This is a genomic window from Frigoribacterium sp. AC394, assembly GCF_979258095.1.
Genome location: NZ_OZ409834.1, coordinates 764,191 through 788,665, shown reverse-complemented (window position 1 = coordinate 788,665; position 24,475 = coordinate 764,191). Strand labels below are relative to the sequence as shown.

The 24,475-nt window shown below is 70.6% G+C and carries 25 protein-coding genes and 1 pseudogene; 22 read left to right on the top strand and 4 right to left on the bottom strand.

All coding sequences use genetic code 11. The features are described 5' to 3' along the window. Positions 1-68 precede the first annotated feature (68 nt). The 4 genes from ACZZY9_RS03580 to ACZZY9_RS03565 are packed head-to-tail and all read left to right on the top strand — an operon-like array spanning position 69 to position 4,829. Positions 69-1,103: a substrate-binding domain-containing protein gene (locus ACZZY9_RS03580; RefSeq protein ID WP_463463013.1), complete on the top strand. Its 1,035-nt coding sequence runs from the start codon at positions 69-71 to the stop codon at positions 1,101-1,103. After that, a complete protein-coding gene (locus tag ACZZY9_RS03575) occupies positions 1,100-2,728 on the top strand; it encodes a sugar ABC transporter ATP-binding protein (protein WP_463463012.1) in 1,629 nt (542 codons plus the stop codon). Before ACZZY9_RS03580 ends, ACZZY9_RS03575 begins: the two co-directional genes overlap by 4 nt. Further along, a complete protein-coding gene (locus tag ACZZY9_RS03570; RefSeq protein ID WP_463463011.1) occupies positions 2,725-3,723 on the top strand; it encodes an ABC transporter permease in 999 nt (332 codons plus the stop codon). The genes ACZZY9_RS03575 and ACZZY9_RS03570 overlap by 4 nt, the downstream gene beginning before the upstream one ends. Then, the gene (locus tag ACZZY9_RS03565; RefSeq protein WP_463463010.1) at positions 3,720-4,829 is read left to right on the top strand and encodes an ABC transporter permease; all 1,110 of its coding nucleotides are present in this window, start codon (positions 3,720-3,722) and stop codon (positions 4,827-4,829) included. The genes ACZZY9_RS03570 and ACZZY9_RS03565 overlap by 4 nt, the downstream gene beginning before the upstream one ends. Positions 4,830-4,943: 114 nt before the next feature. On the opposite strand, the gene ACZZY9_RS03560 is transcribed toward ACZZY9_RS03565, so the two are convergent. Continuing rightward, positions 4,944-5,525: a histidine phosphatase family protein gene (locus ACZZY9_RS03560; RefSeq protein ID WP_192058340.1), complete on the bottom strand. Its 582-nt coding sequence runs from the start codon at positions 5,523-5,525 to the stop codon at positions 4,944-4,946. 66 nt (positions 5,526-5,591) lie between these two features. After that, positions 5,592-6,620 carry a TerC family protein gene (locus ACZZY9_RS03555; RefSeq protein WP_463463009.1) on the bottom strand — a complete coding sequence of 343 codons (1,029 nt, stop codon included), beginning with the start codon at positions 6,618-6,620 and terminating at the stop codon, positions 5,592-5,594. Positions 6,621-6,828: 208 nt separating this feature from the next. On the opposite strand from ACZZY9_RS03555, the gene ftsY reads away from it, so the two are divergent. After that, positions 6,829-7,698, top strand: a complete 870-nt coding sequence (ftsY, locus tag ACZZY9_RS03550; protein WP_055796393.1) for a signal recognition particle-docking protein FtsY — start codon at positions 6,829-6,831, stop codon at positions 7,696-7,698. A gap of 71 nt (positions 7,699-7,769) precedes the next feature. Next, positions 7,770-9,332 carry a signal recognition particle protein gene (ffh, locus tag ACZZY9_RS03545; RefSeq protein WP_192058336.1) on the top strand — a complete coding sequence of 521 codons (1,563 nt, stop codon included), beginning with the start codon at positions 7,770-7,772 and terminating at the stop codon, positions 9,330-9,332. Between the two features lie 120 nt (positions 9,333-9,452). Here ffh and ACZZY9_RS03540 read toward each other — a convergent pair whose 3' ends face one another. Then, positions 9,453-10,598, bottom strand: a complete 1,146-nt coding sequence (locus ACZZY9_RS03540) for a glutamate--cysteine ligase (RefSeq protein WP_463463008.1) — start codon at positions 10,596-10,598, stop codon at positions 9,453-9,455. Between the two features lie 301 nt (positions 10,599-10,899). Between ACZZY9_RS03540 and rpsP the strand changes: the two genes are divergently transcribed. The 13 genes and pseudogenes from rpsP to ACZZY9_RS03475 all read left to right on the top strand — a co-directional run bounded on the left by rpsP (position 10,900) and on the right by ACZZY9_RS03475 (position 20,112). Beyond that, the gene (gene rpsP / locus ACZZY9_RS03535; RefSeq protein WP_192058332.1) at positions 10,900-11,316 is read left to right on the top strand and encodes a 30S ribosomal protein S16; all 417 of its coding nucleotides are present in this window, start codon (positions 10,900-10,902) and stop codon (positions 11,314-11,316) included. A 3-nt stretch (positions 11,317-11,319) separates the two neighbouring features. Beyond that, positions 11,320-11,556 (top strand): RNA-binding protein, encoded by a 237-nt coding sequence (locus ACZZY9_RS03530; protein ID WP_192058329.1) that lies wholly within the window; start codon positions 11,320-11,322, stop codon positions 11,554-11,556. 3 nt (positions 11,557-11,559) lie between these two features. Next, positions 11,560-12,138 (top strand): ribosome maturation factor RimM, encoded by a 579-nt coding sequence (gene rimM, locus ACZZY9_RS03525; RefSeq protein ID WP_463463007.1) that lies wholly within the window; start codon positions 11,560-11,562, stop codon positions 12,136-12,138. Between the two features lie 2 nt (positions 12,139-12,140). Continuing rightward, positions 12,141-12,832: pseudogene (trmD, locus tag ACZZY9_RS03520) on the top strand (tRNA (guanosine(37)-N1)-methyltransferase TrmD). Between the two features lie 80 nt (positions 12,833-12,912). Next, on the top strand, positions 12,913-13,536 hold the full coding sequence (locus tag ACZZY9_RS03515) for a hypothetical protein (protein ID WP_463463006.1): 624 nt from the start codon (positions 12,913-12,915) through the stop codon (positions 13,534-13,536). Positions 13,537-13,707: 171 nt separating this feature from the next. Beyond that, positions 13,708-14,055: a 50S ribosomal protein L19 gene (rplS, locus tag ACZZY9_RS03510; protein WP_192058321.1), complete on the top strand. Its 348-nt coding sequence runs from the start codon at positions 13,708-13,710 to the stop codon at positions 14,053-14,055. Positions 14,056-14,117: 62 nt separating this feature from the next. After that, complete coding sequence (gene lepB / locus ACZZY9_RS03505; protein ID WP_463463005.1) at positions 14,118-14,879, top strand: signal peptidase I; 762 nt, start codon at positions 14,118-14,120, stop codon at positions 14,877-14,879. After that, positions 14,879-15,514, top strand: a complete 636-nt coding sequence (locus ACZZY9_RS03500; protein WP_463463004.1) for a ribonuclease HII — start codon at positions 14,879-14,881, stop codon at positions 15,512-15,514. The genes lepB and ACZZY9_RS03500 overlap by 1 nt, the downstream gene beginning before the upstream one ends. Before the next feature lie 58 nt (positions 15,515-15,572). Beyond that, positions 15,573-15,896, top strand: a complete 324-nt coding sequence (locus tag ACZZY9_RS03495) for a DUF2469 family protein (protein WP_055796429.1) — start codon at positions 15,573-15,575, stop codon at positions 15,894-15,896. Between the two features lie 115 nt (positions 15,897-16,011). Then, complete coding sequence (locus ACZZY9_RS03490) at positions 16,012-16,374, top strand: YraN family protein (RefSeq protein ID WP_463463003.1); 363 nt, start codon at positions 16,012-16,014, stop codon at positions 16,372-16,374. Next, positions 16,371-17,912: a YifB family Mg chelatase-like AAA ATPase gene (locus ACZZY9_RS03485; protein ID WP_463463002.1), complete on the top strand. Its 1,542-nt coding sequence runs from the start codon at positions 16,371-16,373 to the stop codon at positions 17,910-17,912. Before ACZZY9_RS03490 ends, ACZZY9_RS03485 begins: the two co-directional genes overlap by 4 nt. Then, positions 17,909-19,147 carry a DNA-processing protein DprA gene (gene dprA / locus ACZZY9_RS03480; protein ID WP_463463001.1) on the top strand — a complete coding sequence of 413 codons (1,239 nt, stop codon included), beginning with the start codon at positions 17,909-17,911 and terminating at the stop codon, positions 19,145-19,147. The genes ACZZY9_RS03485 and dprA overlap by 4 nt, the downstream gene beginning before the upstream one ends. A gap of 53 nt (positions 19,148-19,200) precedes the next feature. Then, positions 19,201-20,112 carry a tyrosine recombinase XerC gene (locus tag ACZZY9_RS03475; protein ID WP_463463000.1) on the top strand — a complete coding sequence of 304 codons (912 nt, stop codon included), beginning with the start codon at positions 19,201-19,203 and terminating at the stop codon, positions 20,110-20,112. A gap of 14 nt (positions 20,113-20,126) precedes the next feature. On the opposite strand, the gene ACZZY9_RS03470 is transcribed toward ACZZY9_RS03475, so the two are convergent. Next, positions 20,127-20,753, bottom strand: a complete 627-nt coding sequence (locus tag ACZZY9_RS03470) for a M23 family metallopeptidase (protein WP_463462999.1) — start codon at positions 20,751-20,753, stop codon at positions 20,127-20,129. A gap of 128 nt (positions 20,754-20,881) precedes the next feature. On the opposite strand from ACZZY9_RS03470, the gene ACZZY9_RS03465 reads away from it, so the two are divergent. From ACZZY9_RS03465 to tsf, 3 genes are all read left to right on the top strand, one after another. After that, complete coding sequence (locus ACZZY9_RS03465; RefSeq protein ID WP_192058308.1) at positions 20,882-22,342, top strand: sugar porter family MFS transporter; 1,461 nt, start codon at positions 20,882-20,884, stop codon at positions 22,340-22,342. Positions 22,343-22,650: 308 nt separating this feature from the next. Then, a complete protein-coding gene (gene rpsB / locus ACZZY9_RS03460) occupies positions 22,651-23,598 on the top strand; it encodes a 30S ribosomal protein S2 (protein WP_192058306.1) in 948 nt (315 codons plus the stop codon). 39 nt (positions 23,599-23,637) lie between these two features. Continuing rightward, positions 23,638-24,465 carry a translation elongation factor Ts gene (gene tsf, locus ACZZY9_RS03455; RefSeq protein WP_192058304.1) on the top strand — a complete coding sequence of 276 codons (828 nt, stop codon included), beginning with the start codon at positions 23,638-23,640 and terminating at the stop codon, positions 24,463-24,465. Positions 24,466-24,475 lie beyond the last annotated feature (10 nt).

Below are 24,475 nucleotides of genomic sequence, written 5' to 3'. Positions count from 1 at the left end.
AGCCGCCCCGTCGCCCCGTCGCCCCGTCGACCCGTCGACCCGTCGACCCTTCCCACCCCGAGGACACCATGACCGTCACCCGCCCCGCCCGACTCGCCTCCGTGGTCGCCGCCGCTCTCGGCGTCGTCCTCGTGCTCACCTCGTGCTCGCTGAAGACCTCGACGGCCGACGCCGACGACGTCCCTGCTCCCGCCGCCCCGTCGGCCGCGGCGGACGTCCCGAGTCTCGAGGGCAAGACCGTCGGCGTCGCCGCGAAGGACGTCGTCCACGACTTCAGCCGCATCGTCTACGAGAACGTCCAGGACCGCGTCGAGGCCCTCGGCGGGACGGTCGTCGCCACGCAGGCCGAGGCGAAGGACGACAAGCACGTCAGCGACATCGACGCCCTCGTCTCGCGCGACGTCGACGCGATCGTCGTCATCCTCGGCGACGCGACCACCCTCGCCCCCGAGCTCGAGAAGGTGCACGAGGCGGGCATCCCGCTCTTCACCATCGACAACGTCAGCGAGTACAGCGAGAACAACGTCACGAGCGACAACTGGCAGATCGGCTCGACCCTCGCGCGCACCATCGCGGAAGACATCGGCGGCACCGGCAAGGTGCTCGTCTTCAACGGCTTCCCGGGGGTGGCCCCGTGCCGCATCCGCTACGACGAGCTGTCGCTCGTGCTGAAGGACTACCCGGGCGTCGAGCTCATCACCCCCGAGCTGCAGGACAAGTACGTGGGCACGATCGAGGACGCCAAGCAGCAGGTCACCGACGCCCTGAAGCGCTACCCCGCGGGCGAGATCTCGGCCATCTGGTCGTGCTGGGACACCCCGCAGATCGGGGCGGCGCAGGCCGTCGACGCCGCCGGGCGCGATGAGATCAAGATCTACGGCGTCGACGCCGACCAGGGCGCCCTCGATCTGATCGCCGACCCCGACTCGTCGTACACCGCCACGGTGGCTCAGCAGAACTCGGCGATCGGCACGACGTCGGTCGACAACGTCGCGAGGTTCCTCGGCGGCGACGAGGCGGACGTCCCGGTCACCAGCTACCTGCCCCCGGTGCTCATCACCAAGGAGAACATCGCCGACACCCGAGTCGAGCTGGGGCTGTGACCGCCGAGTCCGAGAGCCGAGGAGGCGCGGTGCCGGAGTCCGCATCGCCGCCGCCCCCGCAGGGCGCGGCCCTCGCACTCCGCTCCATCGTCAAGTCGTTCGCGGGTGTCGAGGTGCTGCACGGCGTCGACCTCGACGTCGCGCCCGGCGAGGTCGTCGCGCTGGTCGGCGAGAACGGCGCCGGCAAGTCCACCCTGATCAAGGTGCTGACGGGGTTCCACCCCGCCGACTCGGGCACCGTCTCGCTCGGCGGCGTCCCCGTCGAGGTGGCGAGCGCCGCCGACGCCGAACGGCTCGGCATCAGGGTCGTCCATCAGGACCGCCACCAGGCGGGCCGGCTGACCGTCGCCGAGCAGCTCTACCTCGGCCGGTCGGAGGGGCGGCGCGGCTGGGTCTCGCCGCGGGCGCTCCGGCGTCGGGCCGAGGCCGACCTCCGCGCCTCCGTGGGGCTCGAGATCCGAGCCGATCTGCTGATCGACGATCTCACCGTCGCCGAGCGTCAGCTGGTGCAGATCGCGCGGGCCGTGCTGTCGGAGCCGCGCGTGCTGGTGCTCGACGAGCCCACGGCGCCCCTCGCGGCGCACGACGTGGCGCGGCTGATCGAGACCGTCGCGCGCCTCCGGAGCCGGGGCGTCCCGATCGTCTACATCTCGCACTACCTGCAGGAGGTGCACGACATCGCCGATCGCGTCGTCGTCCTCCGCAACGGCTCGGTCGTGGGCGAGGTCGATCTGCGGGCCGACCCGACCGCCGACGAGCCGGATCGTCTCGAGCGGGTCGTCGAGCTGATGGTCGGTCGACGGGTCGACGAGTACGGCGGTCGCCGCCGAACCCCCGCTCCCGCCGGCGCCGAGCCCGCGCTCGTGGTCGAGGGACTGACCGTGGCGGGGCTCCTCGACGGGATCGACCTCGCGGTCCGCCCCGGCGAGATCGTCGGCGTCACGGGTCTCGTCGGCTCGGGTGTCGAGGTGGTGGCCGAGGCCGTGACGGGTCTCCGACACCGAGGAGGCGCGGTGCGGGTCGGTGCCCGCAGCATCCGCAGCCCGGCCGGCTTCGTCCGCGCCGGGGGCGCCCACGTGCCGAGCGATCGGCGCCGCGACGGCGTGATCCTGCGGCACACCGTGCGCGAGAACATCGCGCTGGCCAGCCCACGCGCCACCTCGCGGCTCGGCGGGTGGGTGGATCGCGGGCGGGAGCGCGCCCTGGCCCGAGAGCAGATCGAGCACGTCGACGTCCGGCCGGCCGACGGCGAGGCCGTGGCCGGGCGGCTGTCGGGCGGCAACCAGCAGAAGGTCGTGCTCGGTCGCTGGCTCGCCGCCGGCTCGACCGTCTTCGTGCTCGATCAGCCCACGGCCGGCGTCGACGTCGGCAGCAGGCAGGCCGTCTACGACCGGGTCGAAGGGCAGCTCGCGCACGGTGCCGCCGTGCTGCTGGTGTCCGTCGACCTCGAGGAGCTCGTCGGTCTCGCCGACCGCATCGTGGTGCTCTACCGAGGCCGGGTGCGAGCGGTGATCGAGCACGCCGACGCGAGCGTCGACCGCGTGCTGGCCGTCGCGTCGGGTGCCGATGCGTCCGTCGCCGGTGCCGGTGCCTCCGACGCCTCGATCGCCGAGGCCGTCGCATGACCGCGCTGAGCATCGAGCGGTCACGCCTGACCGCCAGGCGCCGTGGTGCGCCGAGATGGGTGTCGCTGCTCGGCTGGTCGGTCGTCGTCGTCGAGTTCGTCGTCCTCGCCGCGGCGTCGCCGTCGTTCGCGACGACGGGCAACGCCGCGACCATCCTGTCGCAGGCCGCCGTCTACGCGATCGCCGGCTTCGGCCTGGCCGTGGTGGTCATCACCGGCGGCGACGACGTCGTGCGCGGCGGCATCGATCTGTCGAGCGGAGCCGTCGTGGCGGTCTCCGGGGTCGTCGCGGCCCTCGTCGCCGCCAGTGGCGCAGGCGCACTCTGGGCGATCGGCGCGGCGCTCGCGGTGTCGGCGGGGTTCGGCGCCGTCAACGGCACGGTTGTCGTGCTCGGCGTCAGTCCGCTGCTCGTCACGCTGGCGTCCGGCGGCATCATCACGAGCGTCGTGTACCTGGCGACCGGCAACGTCAAGGTGCCGCTTGACGACACGGTCTTCCGCTGGCTGCGCGACGGCGACCTGCTCGGCGTCCCGGCACCGGTCGTCGTCCTCGCGGGCGTCGCCGTCGTCGTCGGTCTCGCTGTCGGGCGCACCCCCTGGGGCGTCCGCAGCTACGCGGTGGGGGAGAACCCGACCGCGGCGTCGGTCACGGGCATCGCCGTCTGGCGCTACGTCGCCTCGAGCTACGTCCTGTCCGCCCTGCTCGCCGGGGTCGCGGGCATCGTGCTCGCCTCGCGTCTCGCGGCGGCCGTCCCCGACGTGGGCGAGCAGATCCTGCTCGACATCGTGCTCACGGCCTACATGTCGGTGGTGTTCTCCCGTCGGCTCGTCGTCACGATCGGCGGCACGCTCGTGGCCGCCGTCTTCGTCGCCGCGCTGGGCAACGGCTTCACGCTGCTCGGCATCGGCAGTCAGTGGGTCGGCGTCGTCAAGGGGGCGCTCATCCTGGCGGTCCTCGCCCTGGCCGCCGTCCGAGAGAGAGGGCTCGTCCGATGAGCACCGTCGTCGACCGATCATCCGCCGACCCGTCGTCCGGCGTGCCCCCACTCGGCGGGCCGAGCACGCCGGCGCCCGGCGCGCGGCACGCTCCCGGGTCCGCCGAGCCCGACCGCCTGCGTCGCCGGGCGACCCGCCTCCTCGCCCCGGGCGTGCTCGCCCTGATCGTGCTGGTCTTCGCGATCCTCACCTCGACGTTCGCGACCGGCGGCAACGCCGTGTCCGTCCTGTCGGCGGCGTCGCTGGTGGCCATCGCGGCGTGCGCCATGACGGTCGTCGTCCGGGGCGGGGGCATCGATCTCTCGATCGGCGTGGCCGTCGACCTCGCGGCCCTCGGCGCGACGGCGTTGATCGCCGACGGGTACGTGACCTGGTTCGCCGTCGTGGTGGGCGTCGCCTTCGGCACCCTCGCCGGGGTGGTCAACGCGCTGCTCGTGACGGTGCTGCGGATCCGTGCGTTCCTGGCGACCCTCAGCGTCTGGTTCGTCGGCACGAGCGTCCAGCAGCTGCTCACCGACGGCGGCGCGCCGATCTACCTGCGGCGCCCGGCGACCCCCGACTCGTTCGCCGCCCTCGGCAACGCGACCGTGGCGGGGGTGCCACTGCCGGTCGTCGTCGCGGCGGGGGTCGCGGTCGTCACCTGGCTCCTCCTCGACCGCACGCGCTGGGGGAGGGTCGTGACCGCCGCCGGAGAGCAGCGGACGGCGACGACGATCGCGGGCCGGGCCACCAGGCCGGCCCTCGGCGCCGCGTTCGTCGTCGCGGCGGCGATCGCCTCCGTCGCGGGCGTGCTGCTCGCCTCACGGACCTACGGCTTCGTCGGGGGCAGCGGCCAGGCGTACGTGCTCGACGCGATCGGCGCCGTGTTCATCGGGGCCACGCTCAGCCGCTACGGCCGACCGAACGTGCTCGGCACGCTCGTCGGGGTGCTGATCTTCACCATCCTGTCGAACGGGCTGGCGCTGCTCGGGGTGAGCTACTACTACGACGGCCTCGTGCGGGGCATCGTGCTCGTCGCCCTGCTCGTGACCGCGTCGGTGCTCGCACAGGGCACCCTGGGCCCGTCGATCCGAGGTCTGCGCCGACGGCGGCCCGCATCGACATGACGCGTCCGGGGCACCTCGGGCCCCGGACGGCCCCTGACGGGTCGCATAGACGAGCCGAGGAGGCGCGACCGACCTGATCGCGCCTCCTCGGCTCGTGCTCTCGTCTCAGCCTCGTCAGTCGATGTCGGTGTCGACGACCCCGCCGTTGATGCTCAGCACGTGCCAGGCGGTGCCGTCCCACTCGACCGTGTTCGCAGCCGCGTTCTCGATGTGCCCGACCTCGCGGCCGAGGATCTCGGACAGCACGAAGCGGATGATCGTCCCGTGGCAGACGACCACGATGTGGGCGTCGTCGCCGTCGAGCGGGAGACGCGTGTCGCGGATCGTCTCGAGGGCGCCGATGCCGCGGCGGGCGACCGACTCGCGGGGCTCGATGTCGGGGTAGTCGGCGTTGGGCTCGTCGGGGATGGGCGACTCGGGGGTGCGACCCTCGTGAGACGCGTAGTCGCGTTCGATCAGCTCGTCGTACGCGTCGCCGAGCTCGATGCCCAGCTCGGAGGCGATGATGCGGGCGGTCTCTCGAGCACGACCGAGCGGCGACGACACGATGGCGCTCCACTCGACGCCGGCGAGCAGCCGCGCCGCCTCGTGCGCCTGCCCTCGTCCGGTCTCGTTCAGCGGGATGTCCGACGAACCCTGCAGCTTGTCGTTGAGGTTCCAGTCGGTCTGACCGTGGCGGATGAGTTCGAGGCGCATGGGGGAGTTCCGTTCCTGTGGATCCGTGCCGTGCGGCCGCGGGGCGCGACCGCACGACGGGTGGGGCTAGTGGTCGTCGTCGGTGCTGCTGGCGACACCCGGGTGGTCGGCCGAGGCGGTCGCCGCGCGGGCGTCACGTCGGGTCTTCGCGAGGCTCAGCACCGTGGCGACGGCGATCGTCAGCAGGATGAACCCGAGCGAGAACCAGATCGGGATCTCGGGGATCCAGTCGATCGGCTCGCCGCCGTTGATGAACGGCACCTCGTTGACGTGCAGGGCGTGGAACAGCAGCTTGACGCCGATGAACGCGAGGATGACCGCGAGCCCCTGCGCCAGGTAGACGAGGCGCTCGAGCAGACCCGAGATCAGGAAGTACAGCTGACGGAGGCCCAGCAGCGAGAAGGCGTTCGCCGTGAAGACGATGTACGCCTCTTGAGTCAGACCGAAGATGGCCGGGATGGAGTCGAGTGCAAAGAGCACGTCGGTCAGGCCGATGGCGACCATCACCAGGAAGAGCGGGGTGAAGAGGCGCTTGCCGTCGACCTTCGTGGTCAGCTTCTGACCGTCGTAGTCCTTCGAGGTGGGGATGATGCGGCGGAGCGTGCGGATCAGCTTGCTGTCGGCCTCGTCCTTGTCGTCGTGACCGCCGCGCACCTGGCTGTAGGCGAGCCAGAAGAGCAGCAGGCCGAAGAGGTAGAAGACCCACGAGAAGTTCTCGATGATGACGACGCCGGCGGCGATGAAGAGACCTCGCGAGAGCAGGGCGATCGCGATGCCGACGAGCAGGACCTTCTGCTGGTAGATCCGCGGCACCGCGAAGCTCGTCATGATGATCAGGAAGACGAAGAGGTTGTCGACCGAGAGGGCCTTCTCGGTGACGTAGCCGGCGAAGTACTCGCCGCCGAAGGTCCAGTTCGAGAAGACGCCGACGCCGACGCCGAACAGGATCGCGATGCCGATGTAGACACCCGACCAGATGGCCGACTCCTTGATGGTCGGCTCGTGGGGGGTCCGCACGTGACTGAAGAAGTCGAAGAAGAGCAGGCCGATGATGCCGGCGATGGTGATCGCCCAGGTGATGAAATGGACGTCCATGTTCGTACCTCCAGTACGCAGCGGGTACCGAAGGTCTCCTCCACTCGCGGGGCGTCCTCTCGAACGCTTGCGAACCGGTGCACCGGGTCGAGATCGGTCTCTTCCGTATTGACGACGCCACCGCGCGGGAGTACTCCCCTTCAACTCGCCGAGCTTACAGCCTCTGCACGGTCTGCACGTCCGCCGATGGCCGAATAAGCTGGCGCACATGGCTTCCCCCTGGTCCCTCTCCGGTGCACTCCGTGGCATGTTCGCGAAGAAGACGATCGACGAGACCACCTGGGACGACCTCGAGGAGGCCCTGATCGGGGCCGACTTCGGCCCCGACGTCACCGAGCAGGTCGTCGACGACCTCCGCGCGAAGGTGCAGCGCTACAGCACGACCGATCCGGCCGACCTGAAGCGCATGCTCCGCGAGGTGCTCGAAGAGCGTCTGTCGAAGCTGGACTCCACCCTCAAGCTGAGCAACCGCCCGGCGGTCGTCCTGATGGTCGGGGTGAACGGGGTCGGCAAGACGACGACGATCGGCAAGTTCGCGAAGTTCCTCCGCAACTACGACCGGTCGGTGGTCGTCGGGGCGGCCGACACCTTCCGTGCGGCGGCCGTCGAGCAGGTCGCGACCTGGGCCGACCGGGCCGGGGCGCGCATCGTGCGCCCGCAGCAGCCCGGCCAGGATCCTGCCTCGGTGGCCTACCAGACGGTGGAGCTGGCCATGCGCGAGGGCATCGAGATCGTGCTGATCGACACCGCGGGGCGACTGCAGACGAAGTCCGGCCTGATGGACGAGCTCGGCAAGATCAAGCGCGTCGTCGAGAAGCAGACCGAGATCGCCGAGGTGCTGCTCGTGCTCGACGCGACGACCGGCCAGAACGGTCTCGCTCAGGCGCAGGCGTTCATCGAGCACGCGGGGGTGACCGGTCTCGTGCTGACGAAGCTCGACGGCTCGGCCCGCGGCGGGTTCGTCCTGGCCGTGCAAGAGCAGACCGGCATCCCCATCAAGCTCGTCGGCCAGGGCGAGGGCATCGGCGATCTGACCGGCTTCACCCCGCACGTCTTCGTCCAGAACCTCATCGCGTAGTCGCGGCCCGCCCCGCCCGGGCGGGGCGACTCGATCGCAGGAGGCGCGGCGTCGGTTAAGCTGTCGTCACCATGGCCACATTTGGAACGCTCTCCGACCGCCTCGCGGACACCTTCAAGAACCTCCGCAACAAGGGCAAGCTCAGCCCTGCCGACGTCGACAGCACCGTCCGGGAGATCCGGCGCGCACTGCTCGACGCCGACGTCGCCTTCGAGGTCGTCAAGGCGTTCACGACGACGGTGCGCGAGCGCGCCCTGGGCGACGAGGTCAGCAAGGCGCTGAACCCCGCCCAGCAGGTCGTGCAGATCGTCAACGAAGAGCTGGTCGAGATCCTCGGCGGCAAGCAGCGTCGTCTCGAGTTCGCGAAGAACCCGCCCACCGTGATCATGCTCGCCGGTCTCCAGGGTGCGGGCAAGACGACCCTCGCCGGCAAGCTGGCGAAGTGGCTCGCCAAAGACGGTCACACGCCGCTGCTGGTCGCGGCCGACCTCCAGCGACCCAACGCGGTGCAGCAGCTGCAGGTGGTCGGCGAGCAGGCCGGCGCCGCCGTCTTCGCCCCCGAGCCGGGCAACGGCGTGGGCGACCCCGTGAAGGTCGCCAAGCAGGCCATCAAGTTCGCGCGCGACAAGGTCTACGACACGGTCATCGTCGACACCGCCGGTCGACTCGGCGTCGACGCCGACATGATGAAGCAGGCCGCGAACATCCGGAAGGCCGTCGACCCCGACGAGGTGCTCTTCGTCATCGACGCGATGATCGGTCAGGACGCCGTGGCGACGGCCAAGGCCTTCCAAGAGGGGGTCGACTTCACCGGCGTCGTGCTGTCGAAGCTCGACGGCGACGCCCGCGGCGGTGCGGCGCTCAGCGTCGCGTCCGTCACCGGTCGGCCCATCATGTTCGCCTCGACCGGCGAGTCGCTCGACGACTTCGAGCCGTTCCACCCCGATCGCATGGCCAGCCGCATCCTCGACCTCGGCGACATCCTCTCGCTCATCGAGCAGGCTCAGCAGGCGTTCGACGAAGACGAGGCGATGGCGGTCGCGCAGAAGATCGCGACCGACTCGTTCACCCTCGACGACTTCCTCAAGCAGATGCAGCAGCTGCGCAAGATGGGGTCGATCAAGGGCATGCTCGGCATGCTGCCGGGCGCCAAGGGCATGCGCGAGCAGCTCGAGAACTTCGACGAGCGCGAGATCGTCCGCACCGAGGCGATCATCCAGTCGATGACCCCTCAAGAGCGTCAGCTGCCGAAGCTGCTGAACGGTTCGCGTCGTCTGCGCATCGCCAAGGGCTGCGGCATGACCGTGACCGACGTGAACCAGCTCGTGCAGCGCTTCGAGCAGGCGTCGAAGATGATGAAGACCGTGGCCAAGGGCGGCGTGCCCCAGGTCCCCGGCATGGGTCCGATCCCCGGCGCCTCGTACGCGGGCAAGCGGCCTGCGGCGAAGAAGAAGGGCTCGAAGGCGGGCAACCCGGCCAAGCGCGCCGCTCAGAACGCCGCTCTGGCCACCGGCAAGCCCGCGGCCTCGCCCGGTGCGGCCGGCTCGGGCTTCGGGCTCGGCGGCGGCAAGGGCGACAAGGCGCCGACCCCCGAAGAGCTCGCGTCGCTGCAGAAGATGCTCGGCCGCAGTTAGCCCGATCGCAGCCGGCCAGCCAGCCCGGTCGCAGCCGGCTCGGTCGGTCGCGTGCGATCGCCCCGGGTGAGTCGCGCGCAGGGGTGACGTCCTCGGCGGACCGCGCCGCGCCTCCTCGGCTCAGACCCGCGGGGTGACGCCCTCACGGAGCTCGCGCACCAACGACGAGACGACCGGGCGGAGGTCGCCGCCGTGGCGGGCCGACACGGACAGCTGGCGCTGATAGCTCGCGCCGTGCTCGACGATCGTGTCGAGCGACCGCAGCTCTGTCAGGCAGCCGAGCCGTTCGGCCGTGGGCTCGAGCCGCACGACGAGGTCGCGGAGGTCGTCGGTGACGAGCCGCTCGTCGCCGTCCGAGTTCTGGATGACGATGGCGTCCATCCCGTACCGAGCCGCCCGCCACTTGTTCTCGCGAACGAACCAGGGCTGCATCTGCGGCGGTTCGTCGCCGTCGTCGAGCGACTGCGACATGTCGTCGACGAGGCACTGGACGAGCGCCGCGACCGCGCCGACCTCCTCGAAGGTGGCGATTCCGTCGAAGACGCGCGTCTCGAGGGTGCCCCACTTCGGTGACGGGCGGATGTCCCAGCGGAGCTCGCTGTGGTGGTCGATGACGCCCGTGTGGGTCATGTCGGCGACCATCTCCTCGTAGTTCGCCCAGGCGCCGAACTGCGGGGGCAGCCCGGCGGTCGGCAGCTGCTGGAACATCAGGGCGCGGTTCGAGGCGTACCCGGTCTCCTCGCCGACCCAGAACGGGCTCGACGCCGTCAGCGCCTGGAAGTGCGGGAGATACGTCAGGAGGCCGTTCAGGATCGGCAGGGCCTTGTCGCGGGAGTCGATGCCGACGTGGACGTGCACCCCCCAGATCATCATCTGGCGTCCCCACCAGCGGGTCCGGTCGATGAGGGTCGCGTAGCGCTCGTTGCCGGGCGTGACCTCCTGGTCGGAGTAGCGGCCGAAGGGGTGCGTCCCGGCGCACAGCAGGTCGGCGCCCAGGGTCTCGGCGGGGCGGTGGACGGCGTCGATGGTGGACCGGAGGTCGTCGACCGCGTCGGGCACCCGGTGGTGGACCCCGCTGACGACCTCGACGGTGTTGGTCAGCAGCTCGTGGGTCAGTCGCACGGGGCCGCCGTCGTTCAGGTGCTCGAGGTCGGCGAGGATCGCGGGCGCGTGCGGGGCCAGATCGCCGGTCTCGCGGTCGACGAGGGCGAGCTCCCATTCGATGCCGAGCGTCGACCGCTCCGAGGTCGTGAAGTCGATCCGCATGCTCGAGGCCCTCCGTCGGTCCGCCGCGGGCGTCCGGTGTCGCGCGCGGCGTCCATCCTGCCAGCCGAGCCGGTCGGGAGACCGCAGGAGGCGCGCCGCCGTCACGCAGGGACGCGCCGTGAAACCCGATCACCGAGAATTGGTGGATCGCGTCGATCTTCTGCAACAATGGTGGGTCGAGTCTCCGTCCGCCCGACCCTCTAATCAGGCGGCCGATCAGACCCCATCAGAGCTTTCGAGCCGAGTGTGCCCCCACGCTCACGGCTAGCAACTCGCCCACATCACATCACACAGGAGAATTGTGGCTGTCAAGATCCGTCTCAAGCGTATGGGCAAGATCCGTGCCCCCTACTACCGCATCGTCGTCGCCGACTCGCGCACCAAGCGCGACGGTCGCGTGATCGAGGAGATCGGCAAGTACCACCCCACCGAAGAGCCCTCGTTCATCGAGGTCGAGTCGGACCGCGCGCAGTACTGGCTCGGCGTCGGCGCACAGCCGACCGAGCAGGTCGCCGCGCTGCTGAAGCTCACGGGCGACTGGGGCAAGTTCCAGGGCGACGCCGACGCCGTCAGCACCGTCAAGACCAAGGCTCCGAAAGAGGCCTTCGTCGCCGACGAGAAGAAGAAGCCGGTCCTCGTCCCCAAGTCGGAGAAGCCCGCCAAGGCCGAGGCTCCGGCCGAGGCCCCTGCCGACGACGCCGAGACCACCGAGGCGTAGTCAGTGCTCGCACCTGCACTCGAACACCTCGTCCGGGGGATCGTCGATCACCCGGGCGAGGTGCAGGTCGTGGCCTCGACCTCGCCTCGCGGCGAGGTGCTCGAGGTGCACGTGCATCCCGACGACCTCGGTCGCGTGATCGGTCGCGCCGGTCGCACCGCGAAGGCTCTGCGCACGCTCGTCACGGCTCTGGCCGACGGCAAGCGCGTGCGGGTGGACGTCGTCGATGGTGACGTCTGAGCCGTGAGCACCGAAGAGACCACCCAGCTGAGAGTCGGGCGACTGACCAAGCCGCACGGCTTGAAGGGCGCCCTCAAGCTCGAGCTGTTCACCGACACCCCCGAGACGCGGTTCGTGCCGGGTGCAGAGTTCACCCTGCAGGTCCCCGAGACCAGCGAGTGGCACGGCAAGACCCTGACCCTCGCCGAACTGCGCTGGTACAACGGCCACCCCGTCGGGTTCTTCGAGGGTGTCGCCGACCGCACCGGCGCCGAGTCGCTGGTCAAGGCCATCCTCTGGGTCGACCAGGACCTCGCGCAGCTCCCCGAAGAAGATGACGCCTGGTACCACCACCAGCTGATCGGTCTCCGGGTCGAGCGCGACGGCGTGCAGGTCGGCACAGTGGCTCGCATCGACCACCTCCCCGCCCAAGACCTTCTGGCCGTCGCCACCCCGACGGGCGAGGTGCTCGTGCCGTTCGTCTCCGCTCTGGTGCCGTCGGTCGACATCGAGGCCGGGGTCGTCGTCGTGACGCCCCCTGCGGGGCTCTTCGAAGAACTCGTCGACACCGACGGCGACACGCAGCCGACCGACGAGGTCTGACCGTGCGCATCGACATCGTGTCGATCTTCCCCGAGTTCTTCGGGGTGCTCGACATCTCGTTGCTGGGCAAGGCCCGCCAGCAGGGGCTGCTCGACGTGTCGGTGCACGATCTGCGTGATTTCGCGCATGATCGGCACCGCACCGTCGACGACACCCCCTACGGCGGGGGCGCCGGGATGGTCATGCGTCCCGAACCCTGGGGCGAGGCGCTCGACCACGTCTTCGGTGACGAGTCCACACCGGAGACGACGACCATGGTCGTCCCCTCGCCGGCGGGCACCCCGTTCACTCAGGCCGTGGCGAAGAGCTCGCCCTCGAGCAGCATCTCGTCTTCACGTGCGGTCGCTACGAGGGCATCGACCAGCGGGTCGTCGACCACGCGGCGAGCCGCGTCACCGTCCGGGAGATCAGTCTCGGCGACTACGTGCTGAACGGCGGCGAGGTGGCCGTCGTCGCGATGATCGAGGCCATCGGCCGTCTCGTCCCGGGCATGGTCGGCAACCCCGCCAGCCTGACGGAGGAGAGTCACGAGAACGGACTCCTCGAGTACCCCAGCTACACGAAGCCGTCGTCGTGGCGGGGTCTCGACGTGCCTCCGGTGCTCCTCAGCGGCAACCACGGGGCGATCGCCTCATGGCGGCATGAGCAGCAGCTCGAGCGGACCCGACGGGTCCGCCCCGATCTGATCGACTGACGCCCGTCGGGGCGACTGGCGGGCGTCCGTCCGCCGACGCGATGCAGGAGTTCCCCACCCTGCTTCCGTACTCTGTCCGCATGACGGCACGCCGCGTCCTCTTCCGCCTCCTCTGGCCCCTGGTGTTCGCCCTGCCCCTCTGGGTCATGTTCGGCCGCGCCTTCTTCGGCGTGCCGCTCGGGCTCCAGTTCGTCGGTCAGGTCTTCCTGGTGCCCCTGCTCTTCGTGGGTCAGGTGGTCGCCGCCGGTCTCGTGGTGGCCCGGCGCAGCGTGCGGTCCGGCCGCGCCGTCTCGTGGCTCGACGCCGGTCTGCTCGGCACGGCCTGGGTCGCGCAGCTCGCGCTGGGGTTCTTCCTGGTCGACAGCTCGGCCGGGTCGCGGGCCGCATCGGCGTTCACCGCGGTGGCCGGCGGCGATCTCGATCTGTCGACCGCTCTCTTCGCACTCTCGGCGGTCGTCACGATCGCGTCGGTGATCGCTCTCATCGCCTCCGGGGTCTGGCAGCTGCTGCGCGAGACCGGCGAGCGGGTGGCCGCGTCGATGGCCGACCTCGACCGCGTCGCCGGTCTCGGGGTCGCGCAGGCCGGTGCGGCCGGGGGCCGACCGTCGGCCGCCGGCGGGATGCGCGGTCCGGCCCGCGGCGACGGCCCGGTGATCCGCATCGAACCCCGGGGCGAGGGCGACGCTCGCCGCTCCGACGGATGACCCGGCGGTAGCGGCCGGGCTCCGGCCTGTGGCACACTTGCTGTTTGTGCCTGCGCACGACTCTGCCACAGGGGAGTCTGCCATCTCAGCGCACATCCTCTTCATCACGAATCGGTGGTCTCCCACCACGAACGGCAGTCGACCTGTGGCGGTTGCAGAGAGCGAACGACTATGCACATCCTCGACGCGGTTGACTCCGCCAGCCTCCGTACGGACGTCCCCGACTTCCGTGCCGGCGACACCGTCAAGGTGCACGTGAACATCATCGAAGGCACGCGCTCGCGTGTCCAGGTCTTCCAGGGTGTCGTCATCGGCAAGCAGAACGAGGGCGTCCGCGAGACCTTCACGGTCCGCAAGGTCAGCTTCCAGGTCGGTGTCGAGCGCACGTTCCCCGTCCACTCGCCGGTCATCGACCACATCGAGATCGTCAGCCGAGGCGACGTCCGTCGGGCCAAGCTCTACTACCTGCGCGAGCTGCGCGGCAAGAAGGCGAAGATCAAGGAGAAGCGCGACCGCTGATCGCCTTCTAGACCTCTCCCGAGCTCCCCGCCGTATACGATGGCGGGGAGCTCGGCGGTTAAATGACAAACAAGACATCTTCACATCGGCACCGTCTGCGTCCCTCGCGAGACGACGACCGCCCTCGGGGCTTCGGCGTGTTCCTCCGCGACATCCTCGTCATCTTCCTCGCGGCGCTGCTGATCTCGTTCCTGGTCAAGACGTTCCTGATCCGCTCGTTCTACATCCCCTCGGGGTCGATGGAGAACACGCTGCAGATCGACGATCGCATCATCGTCAACGAGCTCGTCCCCGACGTCGTCGACGTCCAGCGCGGCGACGTCGTGGTGTTCACCGATCCGGGTGGCTGGCTCGACGGCACCGCCCCGGTCACGACGGGTTCGGGCAATCCGATCGCCGACGGCCTCGCGTGGTTCCTCACCCAGGTCGGTCTCGGCACGCGAGACAGCAACGACCACCTCATCAAGCGGGTCATCGGTCTGCCGGGCGACACCGTCGCCTGCTGCAACGACTTCGGGCAGATGACCGTCAACGGCGTCCCGCTCGACGAGCCGTACGTCCTCCTCCCGCCCGGCGAGACGCGGGTCTCGGGCGACGACTTCTCGGTGACGGTGCCGGCCGACTCGCTCTGGGTGATGGGCGACAACCGCTACAACTCGAAAGACAGCCGCTACAACGGCTCGACGCCGAGCGAGGGCTTCGTCCCGATGAGCGACGTCGTGGGGCGGGCCTTCGTGGTCAGCTGGCCGTACACGCGCTGGCAGTGGCTCGACGACCACCCCGAGGTGTTCCGCGGCATCGAGCGCGAGGGCGAGGGCGACTGATGGTCGTCGTCGATCCGACCCTCGACGTCGAGCGTGAGCTGCACGCCGCCGGCGCGGAGTGGGTCATCGGCTGCGACGAGGTGGGTCGGGGTGCGATCGCGGGGCCGGTCGCCGTCGGCCTGGGCGCCGTGCCCGTCGGGTGCATCGAGATGCCGACCGGCCTCCGCGACTCGAAGCTGCTCTCCGAGAAGCGCCGCGAAGCGCTCTACCCGGTGGCGACGGCCTGGGTGTCGCATCACGCGGTCGGGTTCGCCGAGGCCCACGAGGTCGACGAGATGGGCATCGTCGCCGCACTCGGTCTGGCGGGTCGTCGCGCCCTCACGGCCCTGCATCACCAGGGGGTGGGCATCATGCGGTCCGTGGTCGTCCTCGACGGCAACCACGACTACCTCTCGCCGCAGCTGGCGACCCCGCCGCGCATCACCACGCGCGTCAAGGCCGACCGGGACTGCGCCTCCGTCGCCGCCGCGTCGGTCATCGCGAAGGTCGAACGCGACCGGCTGATGATCGAGGCCGACGTCCAGCACCCCGGTTACGGCTGGTCGGGCAACAAGGGGTACGGGTCGTCTGCGCACTTCGGCGCGCTGGCCGAGCTGGGGCCGTCGCCGTTGCATCGCCTGACCTGGCTGCACTGACGCTCGGGCCTCCGTCGTGCCGGGCACCCTCTCGCGCTCCGCGTAGGATGTCTTCTCGATGGACGAAGACGAGTTCGAAGACTACGACCGCGAGGTCGAGCTCGCGCTGTACCGCGAGTACCGCGACGTGGTGTCGCAGTTCCGCTACGTCGTCGAGACGGAGCGACGGTTCTACCTGGCGAACGAGGTCGAACTCGTCCGCCGCGACACCGAGCACGACTTCTACTTCGAGCTGAGCATGACCGACGTCTGGGTCTGGGACGTCTACCGGTCCGATCGCTTCGTCAAGTCGGTGCGTGTGCTGACCTTCAAAGACGTCAACGTCGAAGAGCTGACGGCCCGCGATCTCGAGCTGCCGAAAGAGCTCGCGCTCGACGAGTGAGACCCGTCCGCTGATCCCTCCCCCGTCAGCCGGGGCACGCATCGCTCCACAGTCCGGTCCGCACGGCGCCTGAGCCATGCCGTCCTCCGCGACGCTTCTCGTCGAGGAGGCCGACATGGCGAAGAAGGATGATCTGGGGCGGCGCGGCGAAGACGTGGCCGCCGAGTGGGTCGAGGCGCAGGGCATGCGCGTCGTCGACAAGAACTGGCGGTGCCGCGAGGGCGAGATCGATCTCGTGGCCGTCGATGGCGACGACGTGGTGGTGATCGAGGTGAAGACCCGTTCGGGTACGGGTTACGGGCACGCCCTCGAGTCGGTCACGGCGTCGAAGCTGGCACGGCTCCGCCGGTTGGCCGCCGCGTGGACGCGAGCGAATCCCGGGCGGGGCCGCGGCCTGAGGATCGACGTCGTCGGCATCACGATCGAGAGGTGCCAGGGCCACGAGCGCATCGAGCACGTGCGCGGGGCGGGCGCATGAGCATCGGTCGCACGCGCGCGGTCTCGCTGCTGGGTCTCGAGGGCGCGCTGGTCGAGGTCGAGGCGGACATGGGTCAGGGGCTGCCGGCCTTCATGATCATCGGGCTGCCCGACACGTCGCTCGGCGAGGCGCGCGACCGCGTACGGGCCGCCGCGACGAACACGGGCTGCGCCCTGCCGACACGGAAGCTGACGGTGAATCTCTCGCCGGCTTCGCTGCCCAAGCAGGGCTCGTCCTTCGATCTGGCGATCGCGGTGGCGGCCCTCGCGGCGGCCGACCTCGTCTCGGCGGTCTCGGTCGGTCGGGTCGTCCATCTCGGCGAGCTCGGGCTCGACGGCAGGCTCCGGCCCGTCGACGGCGTCCTGCCGGCGGTGCTCGCGGCGCGTCGAGCCGGGGCCGAGACGGTCATGGTGCCGAGCGACAACGCCGCCGAGGCCGGGCTCGTCCCCGGGATCCGCATCGTCCCGGTGGCGAGCCTCCGCGAGGCGGCCATCTGGCACGGCGCCGATCTGACCCCTGAGCCGGTGGAGGCGATCGTGCGACCGCGTCCGATCGGACTCGCGTCGGCCGTCGACGGCCCGCGACCCGACCTCGCCGACGTCGTCGGCAACTCCGACGCGGTGCAGGCGCTGATCGTGGCGGCGGCCGGTGGGCACCACCTCCTGATGGTGGGTCCGCCGGGGGCGGGCAAGACGATGCTCGCCGCGCGGCTGCCCGGCATCCTGCCCGATCTCGACCTCGACGCCGCACTCGAGGTCGGCAGCGTGCGATCGCTGGCCGGGCGGCCCGTCGACGGCGCGCTCGACCGTCGTCCGCCATTCGAGAGCCCGCACCACACCTGCAGCGCGGCGTCGCTCATCGGGGGTGGCAGCAGCGTCATCCGGCCGGGCGCCGCCTCCCGTGCGACACGGGGAGTGCTGTTCCTCGACGAGGCCCCCGAATTCTCGCGGACGGTGCTCGACTGCCTGCGTCAACCGCTCGAGTCCGGCGAGGCCGTGATCCACCGTGCTCGGGCCGTCGCGCGGTTCCCCGCGCGGTTCCAGCTGGTCGCGGCGGCCAATCCCTGCCCCTGCGGGCAGTACGGCACGCGAGACGGCGACTGCGAGTGCTCGCCGCATCACCGGCGCAGGTATCTGGCGAAGCTGTCCGGTCCTCTCGTCGATCGCATCGACCTGCAGCTGAGGGTCGCGCGGATCGGCTCGGCGGCCTTCCGGCTGTCCGAGCAGTCCGTCCGGCCGTCGACGGCCGACGCGAGGCGACGAGTCGAGGAGGCGCGGGCGCGGACGGCCGACCGTCTCGCGTCGACCCCGTGGCGGTTGAACTCCGAGGTGCCCGGCGTCTGGCTGCGCGAGCGCGTCAACCGCCTGCCGGTCGCCGTGAGTCTGCCGGCGGACCACGCCCTCGAGACCGGGGCGCTCACCATGCGCGGCTACGACCGGGTGCTCCGGGTGTCGTGGACGCTGGCCGACCTCGACGGCGTCGACCGGCCCGAGCGGTCGCACGTGCTGGGCGCCCTCGCGCTCCGGAGGTCGTCGTGAACGAGCTGCTGACGGCTTCGAGCGTGGACCTCGCCGCCGTCGTGGGGCCACTCCGTCGCGAGGGAGCAGGGGCCGTCGACGCCTTCGCCCTCGGCGCCTGGTCGGCCGTCGTCGAGCCGGGCGACGCCGTGGGAGGTCTCGCTCGGCGCGTCCTCGGGGCGGCCGCCGCCCTGCGCGTCGTCCTCGAGTCGGTCGACCGGCGCGTCTCCGAAGGCGATCCGTCTCTGCTCGGGCAGGCGCTGCGGCAGGCCGGGATCGACCCGGAGGAGATCTCCGATCGGCGGATCGCCCGGGCGTTGTCGCGCTGGGCCCCGCGCACCGACCACGTCCGCATCCGGTCGTCGTTCCGGGCGGCGACGGCCATCGGCCTGCGACTCGTCGTCCCCGGCGACGGCGACTGGCCGGCGGTTCTCGACGATCTGGGCGACCATGCGCCGGCGGCGCTGTGGCTCCGAGGGGCGGCCGACCTGCCGGCGGTGGCGTCGACGGTCGCCGTCGTGGGGTGTCGGGCGTCGACAGCGTACGGCGAGCAGGTCGCGGCCGATCTCAGCAGCGCGCTCTGCGACCGGGGCTTCACGATCGTCTCCGGTGGCGCGTACGGCATCGACGGGATGGCGCACCGCGCGGCGCTGGTGTCGGAGGGGCCCACCGTCGCCGTCATGGCCGGGGGAGTGGACCGCTTCTATCCGAGCGGCCACGACACGTTGCTGAGGTCGGTGGTCGAGAAGGGGCTTCTCGTCTCCGAGTCGCCCTGCGGCAGCACGCCGAGCAGATGGCGGTTCCTGCAGCGGAACAGGCTGATCGCGGCGCTGTCGGCCGTGTCCGTCGTCGTCGAGGCCGGTCGGCGCTCGGGGGCGCTGAACACCGCGGCGCACGCCCAGGCGCTCGGGCGCCCGGTGGGCGCGGTGCCCGGTCCGATCACCTCGCCGTCGTCGGTGGGGTGCCATGCGCTGATCCGTTCCGGGCTCGGCGTCTGCATCACCTCCGTCGACGACGTCCTCGAGCTCGTTCCCGGGCGCGCCGTTTCGGCGGGTGCCGCCCCCGACCCGCGCGAGCACCCCGAGCGAGTCCGCGTCCGTGACGCCCTGAGCACCCGCGTCGGTCGGAGCACCGACGAGGTCTCCGTCGCGAGCGGGTTGTCGACCGATCGCACGCGCGAGGTCCTCACCGAGCTGGAGCTCGACGGTCTCGTGGAGCGCGCGGCGGGAGGGTGGCGGCGACGGCGCCCGGGGTGAGCGAGGGCTGGGCACGGGATCGCCGATGGCGCCCCGATGACTACTCTGGCGTGATGATCGACGTCGAGGCCTTCGTGGAGCACCTGCGGCACGGCCGCGGGCTCAGCGAGCACACGATCAGGTCGTATCGCTCCGATCTCGCCGACCTCGTGGCGTTCGGCGCCGTCCGCCTCGGCCGCGAGCCGCAGGTCGCCGATCTCGACCTCGATCTGCTCCGGGAATGGCTCTATCGGGCGACCCGCTCCGGTCTGGCACGGGCGACGCTCGCCCGTCGATCGGCCACGGCCCGCGCCTTCACCCGCTGGTTGGAGGAGACCGGCTGCACGGCCGTCGACGTGGGGGTCCGCCTCCGGGCGCCGAAGGCCGAGAGCCGCCTGCCCCGGGTGCTCACCGAGCCCCAGATCGACGGCGTCCTGCGCTCGCTCGAGCTCCGCGCCGACACCGACGACCCCGGTGCCCGCCGCGACCTCGCGGTCGTCGAGCTGCTCTACGGGTCGGGTCTGCGGGTCTCGGAGCTCGTCGGCGCCGACCTGGCCGACGTCGACCTCGGGCGGCTCATGGTGCGGGTGACGGGAAAGGGGGCGAAGCAGCGGGTGGTGCCCTTCGGGGTGCCCGCGGCCGAGGCGCTCGGTCGGTACCTCGATCGGGCGCGGCCCTCACTCGTTGCGGCCGGCGGCGAGCCGGGCACGACCGCGTTCTTCGTCGGATCGGAGGGGGGGCGCCTCGGCACGCGAGCCGTCCATCGACTGGTCGCGCGCCTCCTCGGCGACATCCCGGGTGCCGGCCCCGCCGGGCCGCACGCGCTGCGGCACACGGCGGCGACGCATCTGCTCGACGGGGGCGCCGACCTCCGGGCCGTGCAGGAACTGCTCGGCCACGCCAGTCTCGGCACGACCCAGATCTACACGCACGTCTCGACGGAACGGCTCCGCGAGAGCTACCGCTCGGCGCACCCCAGGGCCTGACCGCCGGGCGCGCCTCACCCCACGGGGCGGGTCGGCAGCAGCACCGACGGGCGTCCGCCGCCGAGCAGCAGCAGCGGGGAGACGTACTCGCCGTCGCGGCGGGCGCCGAGGTGCACGGCGTCGACGTCGGGGGAGTGGCCGGCGACGACGAGACCGACGACGTCGCCCCGGGTGACGGCCTCGCCGGCGGTCAGCTCCGTCGTGACCGGCTCGAAGCTGCTCAGCAGACCGTCGGAGTGCGTGATGGAGAGGACCGGCCGGTCGACCACCGTGCCTGCGAAGCGCACGACGCCGTCGTCGGGTGCCAGCACGGGTTCGCCGACGGCGGCCCCGATGTCGATGCCGCGGTGACCGGGTGACCACGCGTGCTCGGGTGCGACGAACGGGCGGACGACCGGGTGCGGTGGCGCCACCGGCCACGACCAGAGCACCGACCCGACGGTCACGATGGGTGCGCCGCCCACCGGGTCGCCCGCCGCGCCCGCCGTCCCGTCCGCACCCCCGGCCATCGCGACGAGCAGCACCAGCAGCGACGCGCCCCCGAGCCTCGGACGCCACCCGACGACCAGGGACCCGACCCCGGCCCCCATCGAGGAGGCCCGGGCACGGTGGCGAGACGAGGCACGGTCGACGAGGCGCATCCGGAAATTCTGCCGAGCGTGCACCTCGCTCCGCCGAGGCGTATCGTTCATCGGTGCACGGACACCCGGTGCACGACGTTGTGGAGGAGTCGAGGCGCGCCCTCCTCCTCCGAGCAAGAAGGAGAACCGTGTCGAACTCGGCAGCAGATCCAGCGGAAGCCAAGAAGCTGAACAGGCGGGTGACGGCGCTCGCGGTGGCCGCGGCCGTCGGAGGCTTCCTCTTCGGATTCGACTCGTCCGTCATCAACGGCGCGGTGTCGTCGATCACCGACGAGTTCGGTCTGACCGAGTTCGCGTCAGGCTTCGCCGTCGCCTCGGCCCTGATCGGCTGCGCGATCGGCGCCTACGTCGCCGGTCGTCTCGCCGACAAGATGGGCCGCATCAAGGTCATGCTGATCGGCGCCGCGCTGTTCCTCGTCAGCTCGATCGGCGCGGCAGCCGCCTTCGCCGTCTGGGACCTCGTGCTCTGGCGCGTCATCGGCGGACTCGGCATCGGCATCGCCTCCGTCATCGCACCGGCCTACATCAGCGAGGTCTCGCCCAAGGCCATCCGCGGGCGACTCGCGTCGTTCCAGCAGCTGGCCATCACGCTCGGCATCTTCGTCGCCCTCCTCTCCGACCAGCTGTTCGCGGTCACCGCGGGCGGGGCGTCCGAGCCGTCGCTCTTCGGTCTCGCGGCCTGGCGCTGGATGTTCCTCGTCGGCGTCGTGCCGTCGGTCGTCTACGGCGTGCTGGCATGGCGTCTGCCCGAGTCGCCCCGCTATCTCGCGGGCGAAGGCCGGGAGGGCGAAGCTCGCAAGGTGCTCGAGAGCATCGTCCCGACCGAGACGGTCGACACGAGCCTGAAGGAGATCACCGACTCGATCAAGACCGAGGCAGACCTCGACACGAAGTCGTCCATCCGCGGCAAGCGCTTCGGCCTGCAGCCGATCGTCTGGGTCGGCATCATCCTCGCCGTCCTCCAGCAGTTCGTCGGCATCAACGTGATCTTCTACTACTCGACCACCCTCTGGCAGGCCGTCGGATTCCAGGAGGAGGACTCCTTCCTCATCTCGACGATCACCGCCGTCGTCAACGTGGCCGTGACCTTCGTGGCCATCGGTCTGGTCGACAAGGTCGGTCGTCGCCCGCTGCTGCTCACCGGCTCCGTCGGCATGTTCCTGAGCCTCGCCGTCACCGCGCTCGCATTCAGCCAGGCGACGACCACCGCCTCCGGCGACCCGTCGCTGCCGGGTGCCTGGGGCCCGGTCGCGCTCGTCGCGGCGAACCTCTTCGTGGTCTCGTTCGGTGCGACCTGGGGTCCGCTGATGTGGGTCCTCCTCGGCGAGATGTTCCCCAACAGCATCCGTGCCACGGCGCTCGGCGTCGGCAGCATGGCGAACTGGATCGCCAACTTCATCGTCACGGTGTCGTTCCCGAGCCTCGCCGCCCTCAGCCTCACGCTGTCGTACGGCATCTTCGCCTTCTTCGCCCTCGTCTCGTTCTTCTTCGTCTTCGCGAAGATCCCCGAGACCAAGGGCCGTTCCCTGGAGGAGATGGGCGTCTCGGCGCTCGACGGATCCATCGACGCCAAGCGCTCCAGGGCCTGACGTCCGACACGCCCCAGAACGCCCCGACCGGCTGCCGGTCGGGGCGTTCTCGCGTGGTGCTAACATGATCGATGCAGCCTGCTCAGCAGGCTGACTTCGCGTGCCCAGTGCGTCTTCGGACGCACCGATCGCGAGCCGGTCCGTCCGGTTCCGTTCGTCACCGGCCTCCATCTCCATTCGGTCCGACCGCATCCCAGGGTGCGAGCGGCGGAGGTGCGCCCGGGCACCAGGCAGCGACGACCGACCGGTCGTCCGACAACCGACAATCCGGTGCACCAGCGTGTGCGCCCAGAAACAGGAGAACGACCATGGCCGTCGTCACCATCCGCCAGCTGCTCGACAGCGGCGTCCACTTCGGACACCAGACCCGCCGCTGGAACCCGAAGGTGAAGCGATTCATCCTCGCCGAGCGCTCCGGCATCCACATCATCGACCTGCAGCAGTCGCTCGGCTACATCGACAGCGCCTACGACTTCGTCAAGGAGACCGTCGCCCACGGCGGCACCATCCTCTTCGTCGGCACCAAGAAGCAGGCTCAGGGCTCCATCGCCGAGCAGGCGAACCGTGTCGGCCAGCCCTTCGTGAACCAGCGCTGGCTGGGTGGTCTGCTGACCAACTTCCAGACCGTGTCGAAGCGCCTCGCCCGCATGAAGGAGCTCGAGGACATCGACTTCGACGACACCACCCAGGGCTTCACCAAGAAAGAGCTCCTGATCAAGAAGCGCGAGCTCGACAAGCTGCACAAGACGCTCGGTGGTATCCGCAACCTCACCAAGACGCCGTCGGCGCTCTGGATCGTCGACACCAAGAAAGAGCACCTCGCGATCGACGAGGCCAAGAAGCTCGGCATCCCGGTCATCGGCATCCTCGACACCAACTGCGACCCCGACGAGATCAACTTCCCGATCCCCGGCAACGACGACGCGATCCGCTCCGTCGGTCTGCTGACGCGCATCGTCGCCGACGCCGCCGCCGAGGGCCTCGTCCAGCGTCACCAGAAGCCCGAAGACGCCGACCAGCCCGTCGAGCCCCTCGCCGAGTGGGAGGCCGAGCTGCTCGCCCAGGGCGAGGCCAAGGCCGCCGACGCCGCGACCGAGGCGCCCGCCGCCGAGCCGCTCCCCACGGAGGAGAACGACGCCGACGCTCAGGTCGCCGCGAAGCCCCTGGGCGAGCCGGTCGCCGAGCCCGTCGCCGAGGCGACCGTCGAGACCGCTGCGGAGCCGGCCGACGCCGACGCCGCCGCCGACTCGAAGTAACGCACCTCCTCACTCCGACTCCACGAAAGGAAGTCAGACATGGCAAACTTCACCGCCGCTGACGTCAAGACCCTCCGTGACCGCCTCGGTGCGGGCATGATGGACAGCAAGAACGCTCTCGTCGAGGCCGACGGCGACATCGAGAAGGCCGTCGAGATCCTCCGCGTCAAGGGACTGAAGGGCGTCGCCAAGCGCGAGGGCCGTCAGACCACCGCGGGCCTCGTGGCCGCCAAGGCATCCGCCGGCTACGCCACGATCATCGAGCTCGCCAGCGAGACCGACTTCGTCGCGAAGAACGAGAAGTTCATCGCCCTGGCCGACTCCGTGCTCGAGGCCGTCTCGGCCGCGGGTGCGGCGACCGCCGCAGAGGGCAACGCGGCCGCCATCGGCGGCCAGACCGTCGAGGCGTTCGTCAACGACGAGGCGGCTCTCATGGGCGAGAAGGTCGAGCTCCGCTCGGTCGCTCGCGTCGAGGGCTCCGAGTTCGCGATCTACCTGCACAAGACCTCCAAAGACCTGCCCCCGCAGGTCGGCGTGGTCGTGGGCTACACCGGTTCGGACGCCGAGACCGCCCGCTCGATCGCCCAGCACGTCGCCTTCGCTGCGCCGACGTACCTGTCGCGCGACGAGGTCCCCGCCGACGACGTCGCGAAAGAGCGCGCCATCGTCGAAGAGACCGCGAAGAACGAGGGCAAGCCCGAGGCCGCCCTGCCGAAGATCATCGAGGGTCGCCTGACCGGCTTCTTCAAGGAGATCGCACTGCTCGACCAGGCCTACGCGAAGGACAGCAAGCTGTCGGTCGCCAAGGTCGTCGAGCAGGCCGGCATCGAGATCCAGGGCTTCTCCCGGATCAAGGTCGGCGCCTAGCCACATACGC

What these genes read in the sequence shown, in the direction of transcription:
- ACZZY9_RS03580 (WP_463463013.1), top strand. Translation starts at nt 69, where the DNA reads ATGACCGTCACCCGCCCCGCCCGACTCGCCTCCGTGGTCGCCGCCGCT.
- ACZZY9_RS03570 (WP_463463011.1), top strand. Translation starts at nt 2,725, where the DNA reads ATGACCGCGCTGAGCATCGAGCGGTCACGCCTGACCGCCAGGCGCCGT.
- ACZZY9_RS03565 (WP_463463010.1), top strand. Translation starts at nt 3,720, where the DNA reads ATGAGCACCGTCGTCGACCGATCATCCGCCGACCCGTCGTCCGGCGTG.
- ACZZY9_RS03560 (WP_192058340.1), bottom strand. Translation starts at nt 5,525, where the DNA reads ATGCGCCTCGAACTCATCCGCCACGGTCAGACCGACTGGAACCTCAAC.
- ACZZY9_RS03555 (WP_463463009.1), bottom strand. Translation starts at nt 6,620, where the DNA reads ATGGACGTCCATTTCATCACCTGGGCGATCACCATCGCCGGCATCATC.
- ftsY (WP_055796393.1), top strand. Translation starts at nt 6,829, where the DNA reads ATGGCTTCCCCCTGGTCCCTCTCCGGTGCACTCCGTGGCATGTTCGCG.
- ffh (WP_192058336.1), top strand. Translation starts at nt 7,770, where the DNA reads ATGGCCACATTTGGAACGCTCTCCGACCGCCTCGCGGACACCTTCAAG.
- ACZZY9_RS03540 (WP_463463008.1), bottom strand. Translation starts at nt 10,598, where the DNA reads ATGCGGATCGACTTCACGACCTCGGAGCGGTCGACGCTCGGCATCGAA.
- ACZZY9_RS03515 (WP_463463006.1), top strand. Translation starts at nt 12,913, where the DNA reads ATGACGGCACGCCGCGTCCTCTTCCGCCTCCTCTGGCCCCTGGTGTTC.
- rplS (WP_192058321.1), top strand. Translation starts at nt 13,708, where the DNA reads ATGCACATCCTCGACGCGGTTGACTCCGCCAGCCTCCGTACGGACGTC.
- lepB (WP_463463005.1), top strand. Translation starts at nt 14,118, where the DNA reads ATGACAAACAAGACATCTTCACATCGGCACCGTCTGCGTCCCTCGCGA.
- ACZZY9_RS03500 (WP_463463004.1), top strand. Translation starts at nt 14,879, where the DNA reads ATGGTCGTCGTCGATCCGACCCTCGACGTCGAGCGTGAGCTGCACGCC.
- ACZZY9_RS03495 (WP_055796429.1), top strand. Translation starts at nt 15,573, where the DNA reads ATGGACGAAGACGAGTTCGAAGACTACGACCGCGAGGTCGAGCTCGCG.
- ACZZY9_RS03490 (WP_463463003.1), top strand. Translation starts at nt 16,012, where the DNA reads ATGGCGAAGAAGGATGATCTGGGGCGGCGCGGCGAAGACGTGGCCGCC.
- ACZZY9_RS03485 (WP_463463002.1), top strand. Translation starts at nt 16,371, where the DNA reads ATGAGCATCGGTCGCACGCGCGCGGTCTCGCTGCTGGGTCTCGAGGGC.
- ACZZY9_RS03475 (WP_463463000.1), top strand. Translation starts at nt 19,201, where the DNA reads ATGATCGACGTCGAGGCCTTCGTGGAGCACCTGCGGCACGGCCGCGGG.
- ACZZY9_RS03470 (WP_463462999.1), bottom strand. Translation starts at nt 20,753, where the DNA reads ATGCGCCTCGTCGACCGTGCCTCGTCTCGCCACCGTGCCCGGGCCTCC.
- rpsB (WP_192058306.1), top strand. Translation starts at nt 22,651, where the DNA reads ATGGCCGTCGTCACCATCCGCCAGCTGCTCGACAGCGGCGTCCACTTC.
- tsf (WP_192058304.1), top strand. Translation starts at nt 23,638, where the DNA reads ATGGCAAACTTCACCGCCGCTGACGTCAAGACCCTCCGTGACCGCCTC.